This window comes from Novosphingobium sp. BL-S-33 (assembly GCF_056857025.1).
Genome location: NZ_CM166475.1, coordinates 1832225 through 1851624, shown reverse-complemented (window position 1 = coordinate 1851624; position 19400 = coordinate 1832225). Strand labels below are relative to the sequence as shown.

Here is a 19400-nt window from a genome sequence, read left to right as displayed (position 1 = left end):
GGCGGTGTCGGCGGTGGGTCCGAATTCGAATTGAAAACGCGCAATTTACGTCGCAGCGCCAGTTGACGACTCAACCCACATAATGAAATATGATCCCACATAAGGCACTTGCGAGGTGCCACACCCAAGGGAGAGAGCATGACCAAGCCGGGCTGGAGCCGCCGCGAGATATTGGCCCAAACGCTGGCGACATCCGCCGTCGCGGGTTCCATGGCGCTGATGCCCGGCCGCGCGAATGCTGCGCCGATCGGCGCGCAGGAGCCGCTCGGCTCGGGAATCGCACCGGGAGACGACGTGGTCTGGCTCGACGGCGCGCTGCCTTCCGGCGCCGATAGCCAGAACTGGGGCCAAAGCTGGGGCCAGCCCTGGCCGCGCGGCACGCGTCTCGACAAGCGCGGCTATGTTCTCGAAAGCGCGGGCGGCGCGCGCGAGGCGCTTCAGACATGGCCGATGGCATGGTGGCCGGACGGTTCGATCAAGTGGACCGGCCACGCTCTGCCCGCCGGCGGCGGTCAGGCGAGCGGCCTGCGCGTGGTACCCGGCTCCGCAAAACCGGCACAGATCCTGTTCCTGCGCGAGGCGGGCGATACGATCACCATCACGGTCGGTCAGACGGTCTGGACCGTCGGCCGTTCCGGCGAGGCGCTGATCCGCTCGGCGCGCGTGGGTTCCGCCGAAGTGCTGCAATCGGTGCGCCTCATCGCCAGCGCGCAGGACCGGCCGGACGATGAGGACGGCGCCCCCGCTCTCGCCCGCTGGACCGGCACGATCGAGAGCGCCACGGTCGAACAGAGCGGCCCGATCCGCGCGGTCGTGAAACTCGATGGTCGCCATCGCGGCAGCGAGGGCGACTGGATTCCCTTCTCCGTGCGCCTCTATTTCCACGCCGGGGCGGACAGCGTGCGCATCGTCCATTCGATGGTGTTCGACGGCGATCCGGCCAAGCGCTTCATCCGCGGGCTCGGCCTCGAAGGCGCGGTGCCGATGCGCGACAAGCTCCATGACCGCCACGTACGCTTCGCGGGCGAGAACGGCGGCCTCTGGGCCGAAGCAGTGCGCCCGCTCACCGGCCTGCGCCGCGATCCCGGCAATGCCTTCCGCAGCGCGCAAGTGGCCGGGCAGGCAACGCCCCCGCTCGACCAGATGAGCCCGGCGCTGCGACAGAACCTCGATTACGTGCCCGCCTTCGGCGATTTCCGCCTGCGCCAGCCCAATGCGGACGGGTTCTCGATCATCAAGCGCACGCGGCCCGGCTTCGGGTGGATCGATGTCGATACGGCAGGCCGCTGCCCCGGCCTCGGCTATATCGGCGGGCCTTCGGGCGGCGTGGCTTTCGGCATGCACGATTTCTGGCAGCGCTGCCCGGTCGGCCTCGACGTGGCCGATGCGGCCGGTGACACCGCGCGTTTCACCGTCTGGTACCATGCCCCCGATGCCCCGGCGATGGACTTGCGCTTCTACCACGACGTCATGGGCATGGACGACTACGAGAAGCAGAACGCGGGCCTTGATGCGACTTACGAGGACTACGAGCCGGGCTGGGGCGATCCCTCCGGCGTGGCCCGTACCACCGAGTTCCGCCTCTGGGCCCTGCCCGCCACGCCCTCGCGCGAAAGGCTTGCGGCCATGGGGCAGAACCTTGCCGCGCCGCCGCGCCTGGTCGCCAATGTCGCGCGCGTTCATTCGGCCGGGATGTTCGGCCCGTGGAGCCCCATTGCCAAGGGCGGGCCGCTGCGTGAAAAAGTGGAGACGCGGGCCAAGCGCGAACTCGATTTCTACATCGGGCAAGTGGACCAGCGCCGCTGGTACGGCTTCTGGAACTACGGCGACGTCATGCACAGCTATGACAATGACCGGCACGTCTGGCGCTACGACATCGGCGGCTTTGCGTGGGACAACAGCGAACTCTCGACCGACCTCTGGCTCTGGTACGGCTTCCTGCGCACCGGCCGCGCCGATGTGTTCCGTCTGGCCGAGGCGATGACGCGCCATACCGGCGAAGTCGATGTCTATCACTCCGGCCGCTTCAAGGGCCTCGGCACCCGCCACGGCGTGCAGCACTGGGGGGACAGTTCGAAGCAGCCGCGCATTTCCAACGCCGCCTTCCGCCGCTTCTACTACTACCTCACCACCGACGAACGCTGCGGAGACCTGATGCACGCGCTGGTCGATAGCGACCATGCGCTGAAGACGGTCGATATCGGCCGGAAGGTCCTGCACCGTGCCGAGCCCCTCGCCGGAACTGGTGCAGTGGTGCCGGAGCAGCCGCTGGCGGAAGGTCAGGTCTTCATGCAGTTCGGCACCGTCTGGGGCTCTCTGCTGGGCGCATGGCTGACCGAGTGGGAGCGCACGCGCGACACCCGCTGGCGCGACCGCATCGTTGCGGGCATGCGCTCGATCGCGGCCATGCCCAAGGGCTGGCTGGCGGGCGGCGGCGCCTTCGACCTTGCCAGCGGCCGCTTCGTTAGCGGCGGGAACGAGGTGAACATGAGCCACCTCAACGGCGTGTTCGGCGTATTCGAAATCACCGCCGAACTGCTCGAACTGGTGGACGAGCCCGCCTATCGCAAGGTCTGGCTCGAATACTGCGAACTCTACAACGCGCCCGAAGCCGAGTTCCGCGCCCGCACCGGCTCCCCCGGCAAGGGCCGCGCGCTGACGCAGGCGCATTCGCGCTTTACCGCTTATGCCGGGGTGCAGCTCGGCAAGCCGGAACTGGTCAAACGCGCGTGGGGAGAGTTCTTCGGCGCGGGAGACCGCGAGGGCCGCGACCAGTCGCGCGGCGCGCACCGGGTGGAGGGCGCGGCCGTGCTCAAGCCGGTGGACGAGATCGCCGAAGTCTCCACCAACGACGCCGCGCAGTGGGGCATCGCCGCCACCGTGAACCTCACGCTGATCGGGGATGTGCTGGAATGAGAGTGCTCGCTGCCGCCGTGGTGCTGGCGCTGCTCCCGGCGGCGGCGAACGCACAGGCTGACGACTTCCGCCACGGCCTCTCACACTGGCGCGTCGAGGCCGAGGCGGCCTCGCGCGTCAGCGTAAAAGGCGGCGTGATGGACATCGACGCGCCACAAGGCATTTCGGTCTGGTGGGCCGACGAACTCACCGGGCCTGTCGCCATCGAGTACGAAGTCATGGCGGTCTCCGAAGGCGGGAAGAACGACGCGGTGAGCGACGTCAACGCCTTCTGGATGGCCACCGACCCCGCCGCGCCGGACGGATCACCGCTGACGAACCCGCGCAGCGGGGCGTTTGGGCGTTATGACACGCTGAAGACCTACTACGTGGGCATCGGCGGCAACCGCAACACCACCACGCGGATGCGCCGCTATGTGGGCGAGGCGGGCAACCGGCCGCTCCTGCCCGAGCATGACCGGTCGGACCCTGCCGCGCTGCTCGTGGCAAACCGATGGGTGCCGATGCGCCTTGCCGCCGATGGCGCGACGGTGACCGTGGATTTTGACGGCCAGCGGCTCTTCACGATGACGGACGCCGCGCCCTACCGCCGGGGCTGGTTCGCCTTGCGCACGACGAAGAGCCATCTGCGCATTCGCAATTTCCGGATCGTGCCGCTTGGGGCCAAGCGCTGAGGTGAACCGGATGGAACAGCTCCTCCCCTGCAGGGGGAGGGGGACCGCCGCGAAGCGGTGGTGGAGGGGTATAATGCTCTCGGCGTGGCACACCACCGAAAGGCTGACACCCCTCCGTCAGCCCTACAGGCTGCCACCTCCCCTTGCAGGGGAGGAGCAGCGCTTAGCCTCACGCCCCGTCGGAGGGAATCTTCAACCCATGCCGAGCCCCGAACCGCGCGAAACGCGTGAGCCACACCCCGGCGCGGCCGTCCGGTTCGAACAGCGGCGCGCCGTGGCCGCCCTTTTCGATCACGAAGAGTTCGGAAGGTATCTTCGCCGCCCGGCAGCCCTCGAACATGGCGAGGCTGTTGCCGCAATCGACCACGGTATCGTCCGCCGCATGGCCGAGCAGGATCGGCGGCGTCGTCGCGGGAACGTCGAGATTCACCGAATAACGCCGCGAGAGTTCCTCGCTCGGGTTCGCGCCGAGAAGCTCGCTGCGCGACTGCGCATGGGCGAGCGGCGGCACCATGCTGACGACCGGGAAGAACATGCCCGCGACGATCGGCCGCGCGTCCAGCGCATCGGCTGCATCGACCGGCTCGTAGACTTTCACCCCCGCCCGCGTGGCAAGGCTGCCGCACAGGTGCCCGCCTGCCGAGAAGCCGATGGCCGCCACGTTGGCCGGGTCCACGCCCCACTTCGCGGCATTGGCGCGGATCACGCGCATGGCGCGCTGGGCGTCCTGCAAAGGCGTGTCCGGTCCGCCGGTCCAGCCGTCATGCGGCAAGCGGTAGAGCAGTTCGAATGCCGTCACCCCCTGACTGGCGAACCAGCGCGAAGTCGCGGAAGGCTTCGTACCCATGGCGACGCGCGCATAGCCGCCGCCCGGCATCGTCAGCACCGCCGCGCCGGTGGGCCTTGCGGCCGGGCAGACGGTCAGCATCGGCACCGCGACATGGGGCCAGGCGAAATCGTCGGGGTTGCTCTTGTTGGAGCGCAGCACGCGCTCCTCGGTCACGCCGCCCTTGGGCAGCCCCGGCGGCGAGCCCGGCCAGATCGGGAAACGCTCGCCCGTCACGACGTTTTCGCCGCTTGCAGCCGGCGCCCGGCCGGACAGCAGCGGGGCCGCGGCCAAGGCAGTAAGCGAACCCAGAAACTGACGGCGGTCACTCGACATATTGCACAAAGCCTTGGAACGACAAAGACGCTGGCTGACTATATGACTAAATAGACTTCATCAACTTGAATTTTCGTGAAACATTTAATCGAATTATCTCGGATAATTCGATCGATTATCCGTTTTCAATTCGTTCAATTCGCACAATTGCCCATATAAATCGCAGCATTATCCGAAGAAATTGACCTTTTCAATTTCCGATAACGCCTAAACGACCGGATTTATTCGGATAACACAGCGCAGAGACGCCGCTATACTCTCTACGACACGACGCATGCGAAGCTTTCATGCCGCAGGAAGCAACATCCCGGACCAATCGTCGGATCGTTGCAGGTCGCCCGTAGCGTGGGCGCGTCCGTAATCGCGGCCGGGAGGATCCAGGCTAAACTCAGGCGCTGCCGGATGTCCTCGGCGGCGCCAGAGTCATCCGCTGTTCCAGGACGGCCTTTGTCATGTCCACCAGTTCGGCAATCGGCTCCGCATTCTCGCGCGCGTAGAGCGAGACGACCATTGGGGCCGCTTCGCCCAACCCTGTCAATCGGCGCAAGGCCCTGCCCTCCACCACCGAGCGGGGCAGCAGCGACAGGCCCATGCCCGCCTCCGTCGCGGCCAGAACGCTCTGCAAGCTGCTGCCAGTAAAGGCGACATACCACCGCCGCCCGGCCGCTTCGAGCGCGCGGAACATCGGCTCGCGGTAAAGGCCGCCGGGGGGAAAGGTGACCAGCGGCACCGGATCACGCGCCTCCAGCGCGTGATCGCGGGCGGCGAACCAGCCAAGCGGCTCGGGATAACTGGCGCGGCAATCGGGCGCGGGCCGGTCTTCCTTGACGACGACAAGATCGAATTCGCCCTGCCGGTACCGCGCCGCGAGATCGCGGCTGAGGCCGGTGACGACATCCAGACGAATGCGACTGTTGGCCGCCGCGAAACCGGCAAGCCGCTGCGCCATGGCGGGCGTTGCCAGATCTTCGGGCAGGCCGATGGAAACCCCCGCCGTGCCCGCCGGATCGCGCAGGAGGTTGCGCGCTTCCTCGTCAAGTTGAAGGATGCGCCGCGCATGGCCAAGCAGCCGCTCCCCCATGGCGGTGGGGCGTACCGGGCGCGCCGCCCTGTCGATCAGCGGATGACCTGCCGCTTCCTCCAGCCGGCCCAATTGCTGGCTGATCGTGGACTGCGTCATCCCCAATTGCTCCGCTGCGCGGGTGAAATGGCCGCTATCGACGATGGCCACGAAACTGCGCAGAAGCCGGGGATCGAGCATGATGATCATGTATATATAGAATGATGGGCATTCTGACATCTAATTTGTGAATGCATCTGCGATCTCCTACCAAGGCGACAAAGGAGACAGGTGCCCATGAAGTTTCTTGCCCCGTTGATCGCCGGCCTCATGGCCTCCGCATCGCCCGCTCTGGCGGCAAGCGAGGGCGACCTGATGATCCGCCACGTCACCGTGATCGACGTGGAACATGCGCGCGAGGTGAAGGATCAGGCCGTGGTGCTGCGCGGGGCGGACATCGTCGCGGTGGGCGGCGATGGCGAAGTTTCCCGCCAGTGGCACGCGCAGGATGTAGTGGAGGGCAAGGGCCGCTTTCTGATCCCCGGGCTATGGGACATGCATGTCCACTTCGGCGGCGGGCCGGACCTGATCGAAGAAAACAAGGCGCTGCTGCCGCTCTATGTCGCGCATGGCATCACCACGATCCGCGACTGTTCGGGCGACCTTCCCGATCAGGTGCTCGCCTGGCGCGGAGAGATCGCCAATGGCACCCTGTTCGGCCCGCGTCTGCTGACCTCCGGCGCCAAGATCGAAGGCATCAAACCGGTGTGGAAGGGCACCATCGAAGTGGGCAGCAAGGCCGATGTCGATGCCGCGCTCGCCCGACTGCAGGACCGTGACAAGGTGGACTTCGTGAAGATCACCGACAGCACGCTGGATCCGCAGCTGTTCCTCTATGCCGTATCGCAGGCCAAGGCGCGCGGGCTGCGTACCTCCGGCCATATCCCGATGGCGCTGACCGTCGGGCAGGCGGTGGATGCGGGGATCAGCTCGATCGAGCATATCGACTATGCCTACAAGGCCGGCGTCAAGGACGAGGCGGCAATCGCGGCGGACTTCGCGGCCGGCCGCATCGACCGCGCGGAAGCGAACCGGCGGCTCGATGCCGGGTTCGACCCCGCCACCGCCATGGCCTCCTACCGCAACTTTGCGCAGAAGGGCGTCTTCGTCACGCCGACGCTCAACGGCGGCCGCGTGCTCGCGTGGCTGGACGCGGATGACCATGCCCACGATCCCTACCTCGCCTATATCGGCCCGAAACTGCGCAAGACCTATGACTGGCGCATCGAGCGCGCGGCCAAGGCGGACGCGGCAGCCATCGAGGCCCGCCACGCCCATTTCGAGCATGAGGCCGCCGTGCTGCCGATGCTGGAAAAGGCCGGTGTGACGGTGATCGCGGGCACCGATGCGGGATTCCTCAATTCCTTCAACTATCCCGGCATCGGCCTGCATGACGAGCTTTCACTGTTCGTGAAGGAAGGGCTCACGCCCGCGCAGGCGTTGTCCGCCGCGACCCGCGCAGGCCCGGCATGGTTCGGCCTGCTCGACCGCTACGGCGCGGTGAAGAGCGGCATGGCGGCCGACCTCGTGCTGCTGGACCGCGATCCGCTGAAGGACATTTCGGCGACGCGCGCGATCCGAGCGGTGGTGATGCGCGGCAAGCTGCACGACCGCGCGGCGCTCGACGCCATGCTGGCCGAAACCCGCAGCAAGGTGGCGGCGTGGAACGCTGCCGAAAGCAACGGAGCGGCACAATGATCGACCGCCTCTTCACTGGCGCCGTGCTGGCGGACGGCCGCTCGGTCGACCTTGCGGTGCGCGACGGGCGCTTCGCCGCCATCGGGCCAAACCTTTCCGCTGACGCGGCAATGGAAACGGTCGATCTGACCGGCAGGCTGGTCCTGCCCGGCTTCGTCGACGGCCATATCCATCTCGACAAGAGCTTCGTCGGTGAGCCCTGGCAACCCCATCGCCCGGCCGCGAGCCTGCGGGAACGGCTGGCCGCCGAGAAAGCGCTGCTGGCGAAAGTACGCCCCACCGCCCAGCGCGCCGATGCGCTGATCGCGCAAGTCGCCGCCTTCGGCACGGTTGCCATGCGCAGCCACGTCGATGTCGATGCCACCACCGGCCTTTCCCACCTCCACGCGGTGATGGAAGCGCGGGAGAAATGGCGCGACCGTGTAGACATCGAACTGGTCGCCTTCCCGCAGGCCGGCATCCTGACCTGCCCGGGCACGGCCGACATTCTGGAGGCTGCAATTGCCGAAGGCGCCGAAGTGGTGGGCGGCATCGATCCCGAGGGCATGGACGGCGACTCCGACGGGCATCTTGACGCGGTCTTCGGCCTCGCCGACCGGCGCGGCGCGAAGATCGACATCCACCTCCACGAAGGCGGCGCGGGCGGCATCGCGCAGCTCCATCGCATCGCCGCGCGCACGAAGGCGCTGGGCCTTGGCGGGCGCGTAGCGGTCAGCCATGCCTATGCGCTGGGCGATGTGGACGGGGCCGTGCTGAACGGCATTGCCCGCGCGCTTGCCGATGCGGGCGTGGCGATCATGACCAATGCGCCCGGCGACCGCGCCTTCCCGCCCATTCTTCGCCTGCGCGAACATGGGGTCAGGGTCTTTGCCGGCAACGACAATATTCGCGATGCCTGGTGGCCTTACGGCAATGGCGACATGCTCCAGCGGGCCATGCTGATCGGCTACCGTTCGGGCTTCTACCGCGATGAGGAACTGGCCGTCGCGCTGGCCATGGCGACGGAAGAAGCGGCACGCGCACTCGGGCTGGAGCCGCCCCGGCTGGAGGTCGGTATGCCGGCCAGCTTCGTCGCCTTGCAGGCCGATACGCTGGCCGCCGCCGTCGCGGCCCCGCCCTCCGATCGCGTGGTCGTCCATCGCGGCCGAGTGTTCTGATCGGTCAAGATACAGGCATCGGCGCTCTTGCTATCCGGGCGATCAGGGCCGAGATGGAGCCGTAGCGAGGGCGCTTTGCAGTGCCCGCATTCGATAGAGAACTCGCATGACCAGCCGCTCCGTTGCCGGGATCCATCCCGCCCATCGCGACGATATCGCCGACCTCATCACGCGGCGACCGGTGCCCGGGCCCGGCATCGATCAGGTCGACCCCTTTCTGTTTCTCAATCACCACGGCCCGCAGGTCTATCAGCCCGGAAACAACGGCCTGCCTTTCGGCCCTCATCCGCATCGCGGGTTCGAGACGGTGACGTTCATCCTGGAAGGCAATCTCGCCCACTACGATACGGGCGGGCACGAGAGCATTATCGAAGCGGGCGGCGTGCAGTGGATGACGGCTGGATCCGGCCTGATCCATGCGGAAGTGTCGCCTCCCAGCTTCAAGCAAGCGGGCGGCGCCATGGAAATTCTCCAGCTCTGGGTCAATCTGCCGTCAAACTTGAAGATGACGGCGCCGCGCTACACCGGCGTCCAGGCCGATGGCATTCCCGCGATCCCGATCGCAGACGGTCAAGGCACGCTGAACCTGATTGCGGGCGCGTTCGGCGATGTCACCGGTCCGATCCCGTCGTTGACGGGCGTGTTCATGTCCACCCTCCGCCTGTCTGCCGGAGCAAGTCTTGACCTGCCGGCTCCCAAAGGGCGCAGTGTCTTTCTCTACGTCGTGTCTGGAAGCGTTTCGGTCAGCGGCAAGGCGGTGAACGCCTGGCACCTCGTGACCATGGACGACGACGGCGATCTGGTGTCGTTCGAAGCGCACAGCGACGCGGTACTGCTGTTCGGCCACGCGGACCCGATCGGTGAACCGGTGGTAGCGCACGGCCCCTTCGTGATGAATACGCGCGAAGAAATCGGCGAGGCCATTCGCGACTATCAGGCCGGCAAGTTCAACGGCACGGGTCCCTTGCTCGGCGTTGGCCAGTAAGCGAGCAGCGCCCCGCATCTTCGACCTGTGCATGTGGCAATAGGGCGATGACTGTTGCGCCCCCAACACGATATCGCTAACGGCCTTGCATTCGCTCGGACCCGGTGAAATTCCGGGTGGCTATTCCGGCCGCCGATCCGCCGGACAACGCACTTCGCCAGCATTGACCCTTCCTGGCCTTGCCAGTTGCTTGCGATTACTGCGGAATATCCCGGTTCATGAATTTCCGATCTTTCGCTCGTTATCGTGCCGAGTGGTTCGGCGGCGGCGTCGCCGCTGCACGCCGCGATGTCCTGGCGGGCCTGGTGGCCACATTTGCGCTCATCCCTGAGGTCATCGCGTTTTCGTTCGTGGCCGGAGTGGACCCGCAGGTCGGCCTTTTCGCCTCCTTCGTCATCGGCATCGTGATCGCCTTTGCCGGGGGGCGGCCAGCGATGATCTCCGGCGCGGCAGGTTCGGTCGCGCTCGTGGTCGGCGCGCTCGTGAAGGCGCACGGCCTGCAATACCTGCTGGCAGCGACGATCCTTGGCGGACTTCTCCAGATCGCGTTCGGACTGGCGAAACTGGATGTTCTGCTGCGCTTCGTCTCGCGTTCGGTGCGCACCGGTTTCGTCAATGCCCTGGCGATCCTGATCTTCTCCGCGCAAGTGCCGCAGATGCTGGGCGTGACCTGGCATACTTATGGGATGATCGCGGGCGGCCTGGTCATCATCTATCTGGTGCCCAGGATCTTCAAGGCGATCCCCTCGCCGCTGATCTGCATTGTCGTCCTGACGGCGATCGCGATGGCCTTCCCGATGCCGATCCACACCGTTTCGGATCTGGGCACGCTGCCCGCTTCGCTGCCCGTCTTTGCCCTGCCGGACGTGCCTTTGAATCTTGAGACCTTGCGGGTCATCGCGCCCTATTCGCTGGCGATCGCAGCGGTTGGACTGCTGGAATCGATGATGACGGCCAGTGTCGTCGATGACCTGACCGAGACCACCAGCTCGAAGGCGCGCGAATGCACAGGACTTGGGCTGGCGAACATGGCGGCGGGTGTGTTTGGCGGCATCGCCGGTTGCGGCATGATCGGACAGACGGTCGGCAATGTCCGTTATGGCGGGCGAGGCCGCCTGTCGACGCTGGCAGCGGGCGTTTTCCTGCTTGTGGTCCTTGTGCCCTTGCGGCCTTGGGTTGCCCAGGTCCCGGTCGCGGCGCTCGTGGCGATCATGATCATGGTGTCCGTCAGCACGTTTTCGTGGACATCGTTGGGCGATCTGGCCCGCCATCCCAAAGTCTCCGGCGCCGTCATGCTTGCCACCGTCGTGGTTACGGTGGCGACCCACGACCTGTCATCAGGCGTGATCGTCGGCGTGCTGATGAGCGGCGTCTTCTTCGCGTTCAAGGTGACCCGGATGATGGATGTGGCGATCACCTACGATCCGGATACGGACACGAGGACTTACGCGGTTTCCGGCCAGATTTTCTTCGCAAGCGCCGATATCTTCGCCGATCGCTTCGACTTGCGCGATACGGCCCGAAGCGTGCGCATCGACCTGACCGCCGCCCATTTGTGGGACGTGACGGCGGTGGGGGCGCTGGAAGTCGTGGTGGACAAACTGCGCCGACACGGGATTGCCGTCGATCTGATCGGGTTGAACGAGGCAAGCGCCATATTGGTGGACCGTCACGCGCCGCTCGTCCGTCGTGCAGGATGAATGATCGGCCGCAAAATGCCGGTCTGAGGATGTAAAGGGCGGTGCATAAGGCAGCCAATGCGGGAAAGCGGACACGCCCCCTACCCCGCTCATCCTGAGCTTGTCGAAGGATCTTGGATCCGCGCCACGCCTCGGGCGCTTCGACAAGCTCAGCCTGAGCGGATTTAAAGGGCCGGAATTGCGGGTTAGCTGTTGTCCGATTTCATGCTTTTCGGCGTGAGCGCCTGCGAGAACCCCCGGCCGGCCTTGGGGGGCCGACCGGGGGCAGCCCGCGCACCGCGGGGGGAACGGTGGGGCTGTCGATACGCAGTCTTGGCTTATGGGGCCTTGGCCGCGCGCTCGATCAACTGCGCCACTTGGGCCGGGTGTGAGACCATGACGACATGCGAGGCGCCCTTGACCACCACCGTCTCGCGCGCGCCGGCACGCTGCGCCATGAACTGCATCGCCGCCGGCGGAATGTTGCGGTCGGCATCGCCATAGACGAACCACGAAGGCACGTGCTTCCACGCCGGAGCAGTCGAGGCCTCCGAAAGCGCGGCATCGGCAATCGGGCGCTGGCCTACGGCCATGAGCCGAGCCTGCGCTTCCGGCACATCGGCGGCGAACTGCGCGGGGAAGCGGGCCTGCTGGATGTAGAGGTCGTTTCCGCCACCGGCCAGCGGCACCGGTGGCGCCAGCGTCGGCCCCAGCGTGCTGCCGGGGAACTTGCCGGTCAGCCCCAGCGCGGTCTCGCCCGCTTCGGGTGCGAAGGCGGCGACATAGACCAGCGCCTTGACGTTGGCCGCGCCCTCGGCCGCTTCGCTGATGACCGATCCGCCATAGGAATGGCCGACCAGCACGACCGGGCCGGCGATGCCCTTCACCACGTCCGCCACGATATCGGCGTCCGCGCGGACCCCGCGCAAGTTGTCCGGCGCGGCAACGACGGCGTAGCCGTCATGCTGGAGCGCGGCGATCACGCCGTTCCAGCTCGACGAATCCGCGAAAGCGCCGTGGACGAGAACCACGGTAGGCTTTGCCGCCGAAGCTGCGGGCTCTGCCTGAGCAGCCGGTGCAAGGAGGCCAGCGGCGAGCATCAGCCCGCCAGCGATAAGCGATTTCTTCATGGGCTGTTCTCCAGTTCAGACGAGCGCGACGACGGTGTCGATGTTGCCCTTCACCGCCTTCGAATAGGGGCAGGTGCGATGGGCGGCCTCGATGATCTGCCGGGCGAGGTCCGGATCGACGCCGGGCACGCTGACGTCGAGCCTTGCGGCCAGCGCATAGCCGTCGCCCCCGTGGCGCAGTTCCACTTGCGCATCGATCGCGAGCGTTTCGGGCAGCTCCACGCCTCTCGACTTCGCGGCGATCGCCATGGCGCCTTCGAAGCAGGCGGACCATCCGGCGGCGAACAGTTGCTCCGGGTTGGTGCCCGCGCCGGATGTGCCGGGGGTGGTCAGCTTCACGTCAAGGTGGCCGTCGGAACTGCGGGCGGCGCCTTCGCGGCCCCCGGTTACGTGGACATGAGCGGTATAGAGGGTCTTGCTGTCGGACATGGGTTTTCTCCTGTGGGGGGCGGATTTGGTGTGAAGGTCAGCGGAGCGGGCGGAACGCGGCGCGCACTTCCTGTGCGAAGAGCGCGGGCTGTTCCCAGGCGGCGAAGTGGCCGCCGTCGCTCACTTCATTGAAGTAATAGAGGTTCGTGTAGCAGCGCTCGGCCCAAGTCTTGGGCGCGCGGAAGATCTCGCCGGGGAAGACGCTGACGGCCACCGGCAGGTCGATCACCCCGCGCGCGTTGAAGTTGTTGCTGTGGTCTTCCCAGTAGATCCGCGCGGCAGAGGCGCCGGTGGCGGTGAGCCAGTAGAGCGAGATGTCGTCGAGGATCGCGTCGCGGCCCAGCACGCGCTCGGGCTGGCCGTCGCTATAGGTCCACTGCGCGATCTTCTCGTACATCCACGCGGCCATGCCGACCGGCGAGTCCACCAGCGAATAGCCGATGGTCTGGGGCCGCGTGTTCATCATCGCGGCATAGGCGGAATTGTCGCGGTAGAAGGCTTCCAACTGGTCGAAGGCGGCGCGTTCCTTGACGGAAAGGCTGGCAGGCGCGGGATCTCCGGCGGCGAGGATATGGGCCACATCGGCGGGCACGACGGCGGGCATGTTGAGGTGGATGCCCAGCAATCCCGGTACTTTCTGCAAGGCCATGCGCTGCGAGATCACCGAGCCGCAGTCGCCGCCCTGGCCGACATAGCGATCATAGCCAAGGCGCAGCATCAGCGTGGACCATGCCCGCCCGATCCGGTCCGATCCCCAGCCCGGCACCGTCGGCTTCGCGGAGAAACCGAAGCCCGGGATCGAGGGGATGACAAGGTGAAAGGCATCTTCCGCCCGCCCGCCATGCGCGGTGGGATCGGTGAGCGGGGCGATCACGTTCAGGAACTCCAGCACCGAGCCTGGCCAGCCATGGGTCAGGATCAGCGGCATGGCGTTTTCGTGGCGGGAGCGGACGTGGATGAAGTGGATGTCCAGCCCGTCGATCTCGGTCATGAACATCGGCAGGGCATTGAGACGGGCTTCGACCTTGCGCCAGTCGTAGGCGCCCGCCCAGTACTGCATCAGCGGCTGCAAGGTCTGTCGGCGCACGCCCTGGCTGTCATCGCTGACGGGCTGCGGATCGGCCCAGCGGGTCTCGGCGATCCGGCGCTTCATGCTGGCGATCTCGGTTGCGGGAATGGCGATGCGGTACGGGCGGACGCTGTCTTGCGTAACCGCCGCGCGGGCCAGGCCGGGCATCGCCGTCATCATTCCGGCCAGCGCCGCGCCCTCTCCGATCCGGGCGACGAAATCGCGCCGCGATGTGGAATATCCTGCAAGCATTTGTCTATCCTTCCGCCGATCATCCGATCTGTTGGCTGGATGATAGAGCGGACGCGCTTCGGGCGCCCGTTAGGTGCCGCAATGTCGTGTTAGCGTCTGCCTGGGAGCGCTTCAGGCACCGCGCGCTCTCACCGGCTAACGCGGCCCATCAGCATCTGGCGTGAAGCGCGCCGGACGGCGCCCTAGATCTCTTTCCCGATCAACAGGCGCTCAACCGGAGATATCCGTCATGACCACGAACCGCTCGATAGGCTTCATCGCCGCTGCCCTGATGGCGGCGGGCACCACCACCGCGACGTGCTGGCGCGAGGCGCTGGCGCGCACGCCAGCGGACGGCGATGCCATTGCTTCCGCGCCCAGCGATGCAACGCCGCGCCCGCTGCAAGTGCTGGCCGATGCGCGTCCATGGCTGGGCGGGGCCGCACCGTCGCTGCGCGGCAAAGTGGTGGTGGTCAATTTCTGGACCTATTCGTGCATCAACTCGCTGCGCGCCCTGCCCTACCTGCGCGGCTGGAACGAACGCTATGGGGACAAGGGCCTGACCGTCATCGGCGTTCACGCGCCCGAGTTCGATTTCGAGCACGATCCCGGCAAAGTGGGCGCGGCCACGCAGGCGCTCGGCGTCGGCTACCCCAACGTTCAGGACAACGACTATGCCGTCTGGCGCGCCTTTGGAAACGAGGGCTGGCCGGGGTTCTACATCATCGACGCCCATGGCCGCGTGCGCGGCTATACCGTGGGCGAGGGCAATTATGCCGAGGCGGAGCGACTGATCCGCAAACTCCTTGCCGAAGCCGGACATGATGTGTCCAGCCTGCCCGAAGCCCCGATCGGCGCGGCAGGCGTGGAAGCGCAGGCGGACTGGCCCAACCTGCAATCGCCCGAGGCCTATCTCGGCTATGCTAAGGCGCAGGCCTTCGCCTCCCCCGGCGGACTGCTTCGCGGCGGTTCGGGCACTTACACTCCCGCCGCATCGCTGCCGCTGAACCGCTGGGACCTGGCCGGAAGCTGGACCGTCTCGCGCGAATTCGCCCGGCTCGACAAGTCCGGCGGCGCGATCCGCTTTCATTTTCATGCGCGCGATGCCCATGCCGTGCTCGGCGCGCCGGCCGATGGCCAGCCGGTCCGCTTCCGGGTGACGATCGACGGCAAGGCCCCCGGCGCCGATCACGGAACCGACACCGACTCCGCCGGATGGGGGGAACTGCGGCAGGACCGGCTCTATCAACTGGTCCGCCAGCATGGGCCCGTTTCCGACCGCACCGTGCGCATCGAGTTCTCGCGCCCCGGCGTGCGCGCCTATTCGTTCACGTTCGGATGATCTGATCTCGCCCCCAACTCTACTAAAGCCTCTCCCACGACCGGCAACCATCGTATAGGTAGCCGGACATGCCGCACTGCGGCATGATTAAAGTGCGGCATTTTAGTGAGATAGGGGCAAGACGGCATCGTGGCGCAAGGTGAAAGTCAGAACCCGGACAGGCAGGATCTGGGCGAGCGAATGGCCTTCGGGCGCTTCTGCCTCCATCCGGCCAAGCGCCTGCTGACGCGCGACGGGCAGCCGGTGGAGATCGGCGGGCGTTCGTTCGACATTCTCGTCGCTCTGGCCGAGCAGCCGGGCCGCGTTCTGTCCAAGCGCGAACTGCTGAAACGGGTCTGGCCCGACGTCGTCGTCGAGGATGGCAGCCTGCGCTTCCACATGGCGGGGCTGCGCAAGCTGCTGGGCGAGGGCGCGGATGGCGACGGCAGCCGTTATATCGCCACCCAGGTCGGCGTGGGTTACGCCTTCGTCGCTCCCGTGGAGCGGCTGGAAGTGGAGCGGTCGGAGCATGCCGTCGCGGTTGCCCAGCCAGTTTCGGCTCCGGCGGGCTTCACCACCAACATTCCCCCGCCGCTGCCGCATCTTATCGGCCGCGAGCGCGACCTCGATCTGCTGCTGGCCCGCGTGGCCGATACCCCGCTGTTCACGATTGCGGGCCCGGCGGGCGTCGGCAAGACCTCGCTGATGATCGAGATCGGCCACCGCCTGACCGCGCATTTTGCCGGGCAAGCGGCTTTCGTGGACTTCGGCATGCTGGAGAACCCGGCGCTCGTGCCGCCGATGATCGCGGGCGCCATGGGCATTTCGGTGCAGAGCGGCGATCCCGCCGCCGTCATCCTTGGCCATTTGCGCGGCGGCCCGTTCCTGCTCCTGCTCGACAATTGCGAGCATGTGATCGAGCAGGCGGCCGAGATCGTCGAGCGCATCATCGAAGCCGCACCGCAAGCCCGCATCGTCACCACGTCGCGTGAGCCGCTGCGCGCACTGGGTGAGCATGTCCACCGCCTCGATGCGCTGGACTATCCGCAGGAGGTGAAAGGGCTGACGCGCGAGGAGCTGCTGGCCTATCCGGCGGTGGAGTTGTTCTGCGAACGTGCCCGCGCCGCCGACAGCACGCTGGAAATCGACGATGCGGACGCCCGCCTGATCGCGGACATGTGCCAAAGGCTGGACGGCATGGCGCTGCCCATGGAACTGGCCGCCGTGCGTGTCGCCACGCATGGGATCGCGGCGACCGCGCGCCAGATCGGCGAGCGTTTCAGCCTTGCCTGGTCCGGCCGCCGCACCGCGCAGCCGCGCCAGCAGACCCTGCGCGCGACGCTGGACTGGAGCTACGACCTGCTTACCCCGGCCGAGCGGACAGTGCTGGACCGACTGGGCGTCTTCGTCGGGCCGTTCTCCGTCGATGCGGCGCTCGACGTGGTGACCGATGCGGCCTTGGGGTCTGACGAGGCGGCGATGGCGCTGGACGACCTCTCCGCCAAGTCGCTCATCGCCGCCAACCGGGCGCGAGGATCGGGCACCTACCGCCTGCTCGAAATGACCCGTGCCTATGCGCGCGAAAAGCTGGCCGCGCGGGGGGCCGAGGAACACCGCGCGACGACCCGCCGCCATGCGATGTTCTTCCTTTCCGAACTGGAAGCCATCGCCGCGCAGGACAAGGCCGCGTTTCAGGATACCCGCTCGCTGCGCCCGCAACTGGGCAATATTCGCAGCGCGCTCGACTGGAGCTTCGGGCCGGAGGGCGACATCCGCCTTGCCGTGCGCCTGGCGACGGCGAGCATGCGGGTGTTCCTCAATCTTTCGCACCTGGTCGAATGCCGTACCTGGGCCGCCCGCGCGATTGCCGCGCTGGAACCCGATCAGCGCGGCACGGCGATGGAACTGGAATTGCAGGGCGCGCTCGGCATCGCCTTGATGTTCACGCGCGGCAACACCCCCGAGGCGGGCGAGGCGCTGGCCCGCGCGCTGGAGGTTGCCACTCTGGTGGAGGACCGCTGGAGCCGTCTGTGCATGCTGGGGCGGCTGCACATCTTCCATGAGCGGATCGGGGAATATGCCGTGGCCATGGCCCATGCCGAACAGGCGATCGCGGTGGCGGAAGAGATCGGCGAGCCGGAAGCACTGGCCGTCGCCTGTTCGCTCTCGGGCATTTCCCATCACCTCGCCGGCGACCAGACCCGCGCGCGCCGCGATCTGGAGCGGGCGCTGGAAAACAGCCCGCAATCGCAGCGCAATCTTACGATTGCCTACGGTTTCGACCATCGCAACCGCTCCGGCATAGCACTGGCCCGCGTGCTGTGGCTGGCGGGCGAGTCCGACGCCGCACAGCATCTGGCCGAGCAGACCGTGGCCGAAGCGGCAGCGCTCGATCACCCGGTCACGCATTGCATCGCCCTGATCTGGTCGCTGTCGGTCCACTTGTGGATGGGCGACGTGGCGCGAGCCGAGCAGGCACTCCGCACTTTCCGCGATTGCGCGCAGGTCGATGCCCTTGGCCCCTATATCGCGGCGGCACAGGGTTTCGGGGGTGAATTGGCCATCGAGTACGGACGCTACGCCGAAGCCGTCGAAGCCCTGGAAGAGAGCCTCTCGCAATTGCGCGGCGCGCGCTACGAACTGCTGGCGACCCCGTTCTCGATCGCGCTGGCGCGCGGACTTGCCGCGGAGGGCAGGCTGGCCGACGCACGCCGGGCGGTGGAAACCACGATCGCGCGGTGCACCGCCAGCGGCGAACGGATCGCCTTGCCCGAACTCTTACGGATCAAGGCGGCCATTGCCGGTGCCGGTGGTGCCACGGAGGATGCGCTCGCCGCGCTGGAACAGGCAGGGGCAGTCGCCCGGCAGCAGGGCGCGCGCGCCTGGGAAATGCGCGTGGCCGCCGACCGGGCGGGTCTGCTTGCCCACTCGGTCAGCCCGGGGGCAACAGAGCGGTAAGCGCGTCGCCCTCCGGCCCGTCGAACACGGTGGCGCGGCCGACGCCGAGCCACCGTGCATGGGCTTCGCCGCGTTCGGCTTCGGCGGCGTCGAACGAGGCCAGCGCATCCATGCCCAGAACCAGATGGGCAGGCACGTCGTCGCGGTTGGCGAGGCACAGAATGACCTGCGCGATGCGCGCCGGGTCGCCCACTTCGTTGCCCGCATAGGCCCTGATCCGCTCCAGCGTAATGCCGACCGTTTCGGCATAGTCCGGCAGCACGGTGCTTGAGGCGGCATTGCCCGCGATATCGGCCCAGTCCGTGCGCATGCCGCCCGGTTCCAGCGACACGATGCGGATGCCCAGATGGGCGACTTCGCTGCGCAGGACTTCAGTGAAGCCGCCGACCGCCCATTTCGCCGCCTGATAGGCAGAGAGGCCCGGCGTGCCGACCCGCCCGCCCACGGATGAGACATTGAGGATGTGACCCGAACGGCGCTCCCGCATGAACGGCAGCACCGCGCGCGTCATGTTGACGACGCCGAACAGGTTGGTTTCCACTTCGGCGCGGAAATCGGCGGAGGATTTCTGCTCGAACGCTTCGAAATGGCCATAGCCCGCATTGTTCACCAGCACGTCGATCCGTCCGAAGGCGGCAATCGCGGCGGCGGCAGCCTCGCCGGCGCGCGCCTCGTCGGTCACATCCAGCGCGAAAGGTTCGATGCGGTCGCCGTAAATCGCCTTGAGGTCGTCAAGCTGCGCCACGTTGCGGGCAGCGGCGAGCACGTTGTCGCCGCTTTCCAGCACAGCGGTCAGGATCGCGCGGCCAAGGCCGCGCGCGCTTCCGGTGATGATCCAGGTCTTCTGCATGTCTTTTGCTTTCTGTCGGGG

At 66.9% G+C, this 19400-nt stretch carries 14 protein-coding genes and 1 other annotated feature; of the genes, 8 read left to right on the top strand and 6 right to left on the bottom strand.

Features of this window, described 5'->3' with window-relative positions; translation table 11 throughout:
• Positions 1-138: 138 nt before the first annotated feature.
• Both AC1VVM_RS24650 and AC1VVM_RS24645 read left to right on the top strand, forming a co-directional pair.
• A complete protein-coding gene (locus AC1VVM_RS24650) occupies positions 139-2916 on the top strand; it encodes an exo-rhamnogalacturonan lyase family protein (RefSeq protein WP_482956838.1) in 2778 nt (925 codons plus the stop codon).
• Positions 2913-3590, top strand: a complete 678-nt coding sequence (locus tag AC1VVM_RS24645) for a DUF6250 domain-containing protein (RefSeq protein WP_482956837.1) — start codon at positions 2913-2915, stop codon at positions 3588-3590. Before AC1VVM_RS24650 ends, AC1VVM_RS24645 begins: the two co-directional genes overlap by 4 nt.
• A 169-nt stretch (positions 3591-3759) precedes the next feature.
• Here the strand turns inward: AC1VVM_RS24645 and AC1VVM_RS24640 are convergent, their stop codons facing one another.
• Together AC1VVM_RS24640 and AC1VVM_RS24635 are read right to left on the bottom strand one after the other, a co-directional pair.
• Entirely contained in the window at positions 3760-4752 is a 993-nt protein-coding gene (locus AC1VVM_RS24640) for an alpha/beta hydrolase (RefSeq protein ID WP_482956836.1), read from the bottom strand.
• A 388-nt stretch (positions 4753-5140) separates the two neighbouring features.
• Positions 5141-6022: a LysR family transcriptional regulator gene (locus tag AC1VVM_RS24635; protein ID WP_482906301.1), complete on the bottom strand. Its 882-nt coding sequence runs from the start codon at positions 6020-6022 to the stop codon at positions 5141-5143.
• Positions 6023-6109: 87 nt separating this feature from the next.
• On the opposite strand from AC1VVM_RS24635, the gene AC1VVM_RS24630 reads away from it, so the two are divergent.
• The 4 genes from AC1VVM_RS24630 to AC1VVM_RS24615 all read left to right on the top strand — a co-directional run bounded on the left by AC1VVM_RS24630 (position 6110) and on the right by AC1VVM_RS24615 (position 11412).
• Positions 6110-7570, top strand: coding sequence for an amidohydrolase family protein (locus tag AC1VVM_RS24630; RefSeq protein ID WP_482956835.1), 1461 nt, complete (start codon positions 6110-6112; stop codon positions 7568-7570).
• The gene (locus AC1VVM_RS24625; protein WP_482956834.1) at positions 7567-8727 is read left to right on the top strand and encodes an amidohydrolase family protein; all 1161 of its coding nucleotides are present in this window, start codon (positions 7567-7569) and stop codon (positions 8725-8727) included. Before AC1VVM_RS24630 ends, AC1VVM_RS24625 begins: the two co-directional genes overlap by 4 nt.
• A gap of 106 nt (positions 8728-8833) precedes the next feature.
• Positions 8834-9712 (top strand): pirin family protein, encoded by an 879-nt coding sequence (locus AC1VVM_RS24620; protein WP_482956833.1) that lies wholly within the window; start codon positions 8834-8836, stop codon positions 9710-9712.
• A gap of 94 nt (positions 9713-9806) precedes the next feature.
• Positions 9807-9862: a sequence feature (sul1 is cis-regulatory element that is thought to sense ions involved in sulfur or methionine metabolism; They are found in Alphaproteobacteria), on the top strand.
• A 68-nt stretch (positions 9863-9930) separates the two neighbouring features.
• Entirely contained in the window at positions 9931-11412 is a 1482-nt protein-coding gene (locus AC1VVM_RS24615) for a SulP family inorganic anion transporter (protein WP_482956832.1), read from the top strand.
• Between the two features lie 317 nt (positions 11413-11729).
• On the opposite strand, the gene AC1VVM_RS24610 is transcribed toward AC1VVM_RS24615, so the two are convergent.
• Genes AC1VVM_RS24610 through AC1VVM_RS24600 form a run of 3 tightly spaced genes read right to left on the bottom strand, consistent with a single transcriptional unit; the run spans position 11730 to position 14271 of the window.
• Positions 11730-12521 carry an alpha/beta fold hydrolase gene (locus AC1VVM_RS24610; RefSeq protein WP_482956831.1) on the bottom strand — a complete coding sequence of 264 codons (792 nt, stop codon included), beginning with the start codon at positions 12519-12521 and terminating at the stop codon, positions 11730-11732.
• A gap of 15 nt (positions 12522-12536) precedes the next feature.
• Positions 12537-12950 carry an organic hydroperoxide resistance protein gene (locus AC1VVM_RS24605; protein ID WP_482956830.1) on the bottom strand — a complete coding sequence of 138 codons (414 nt, stop codon included), beginning with the start codon at positions 12948-12950 and terminating at the stop codon, positions 12537-12539.
• A gap of 37 nt (positions 12951-12987) precedes the next feature.
• Positions 12988-14271 (bottom strand): epoxide hydrolase family protein, encoded by a 1284-nt coding sequence (locus tag AC1VVM_RS24600; RefSeq protein ID WP_482956829.1) that lies wholly within the window; start codon positions 14269-14271, stop codon positions 12988-12990.
• A 229-nt stretch (positions 14272-14500) separates the two neighbouring features.
• On the opposite strand from AC1VVM_RS24600, the gene AC1VVM_RS24595 reads away from it, so the two are divergent.
• Together AC1VVM_RS24595 and AC1VVM_RS24590 are read left to right on the top strand one after the other, a co-directional pair.
• Positions 14501-15592 (top strand): redoxin domain-containing protein, encoded by a 1092-nt coding sequence (locus AC1VVM_RS24595; protein ID WP_482956828.1) that lies wholly within the window; start codon positions 14501-14503, stop codon positions 15590-15592.
• 129 nt (positions 15593-15721) lie between these two features.
• Positions 15722-18529 (top strand): ATP-binding protein, encoded by a 2808-nt coding sequence (locus AC1VVM_RS24590; RefSeq protein ID WP_482956827.1) that lies wholly within the window; start codon positions 15722-15724, stop codon positions 18527-18529.
• On the opposite strand, the gene AC1VVM_RS24585 is transcribed toward AC1VVM_RS24590, so the two are convergent.
• Positions 18504-19379: an SDR family NAD(P)-dependent oxidoreductase gene (locus AC1VVM_RS24585; protein WP_482956826.1), complete on the bottom strand. Its 876-nt coding sequence runs from the start codon at positions 19377-19379 to the stop codon at positions 18504-18506. The two genes, AC1VVM_RS24590 and AC1VVM_RS24585, sit on opposite strands and share 26 nt — an antisense overlap.
• Positions 19380-19400: the final 21 nt, after the last annotated feature.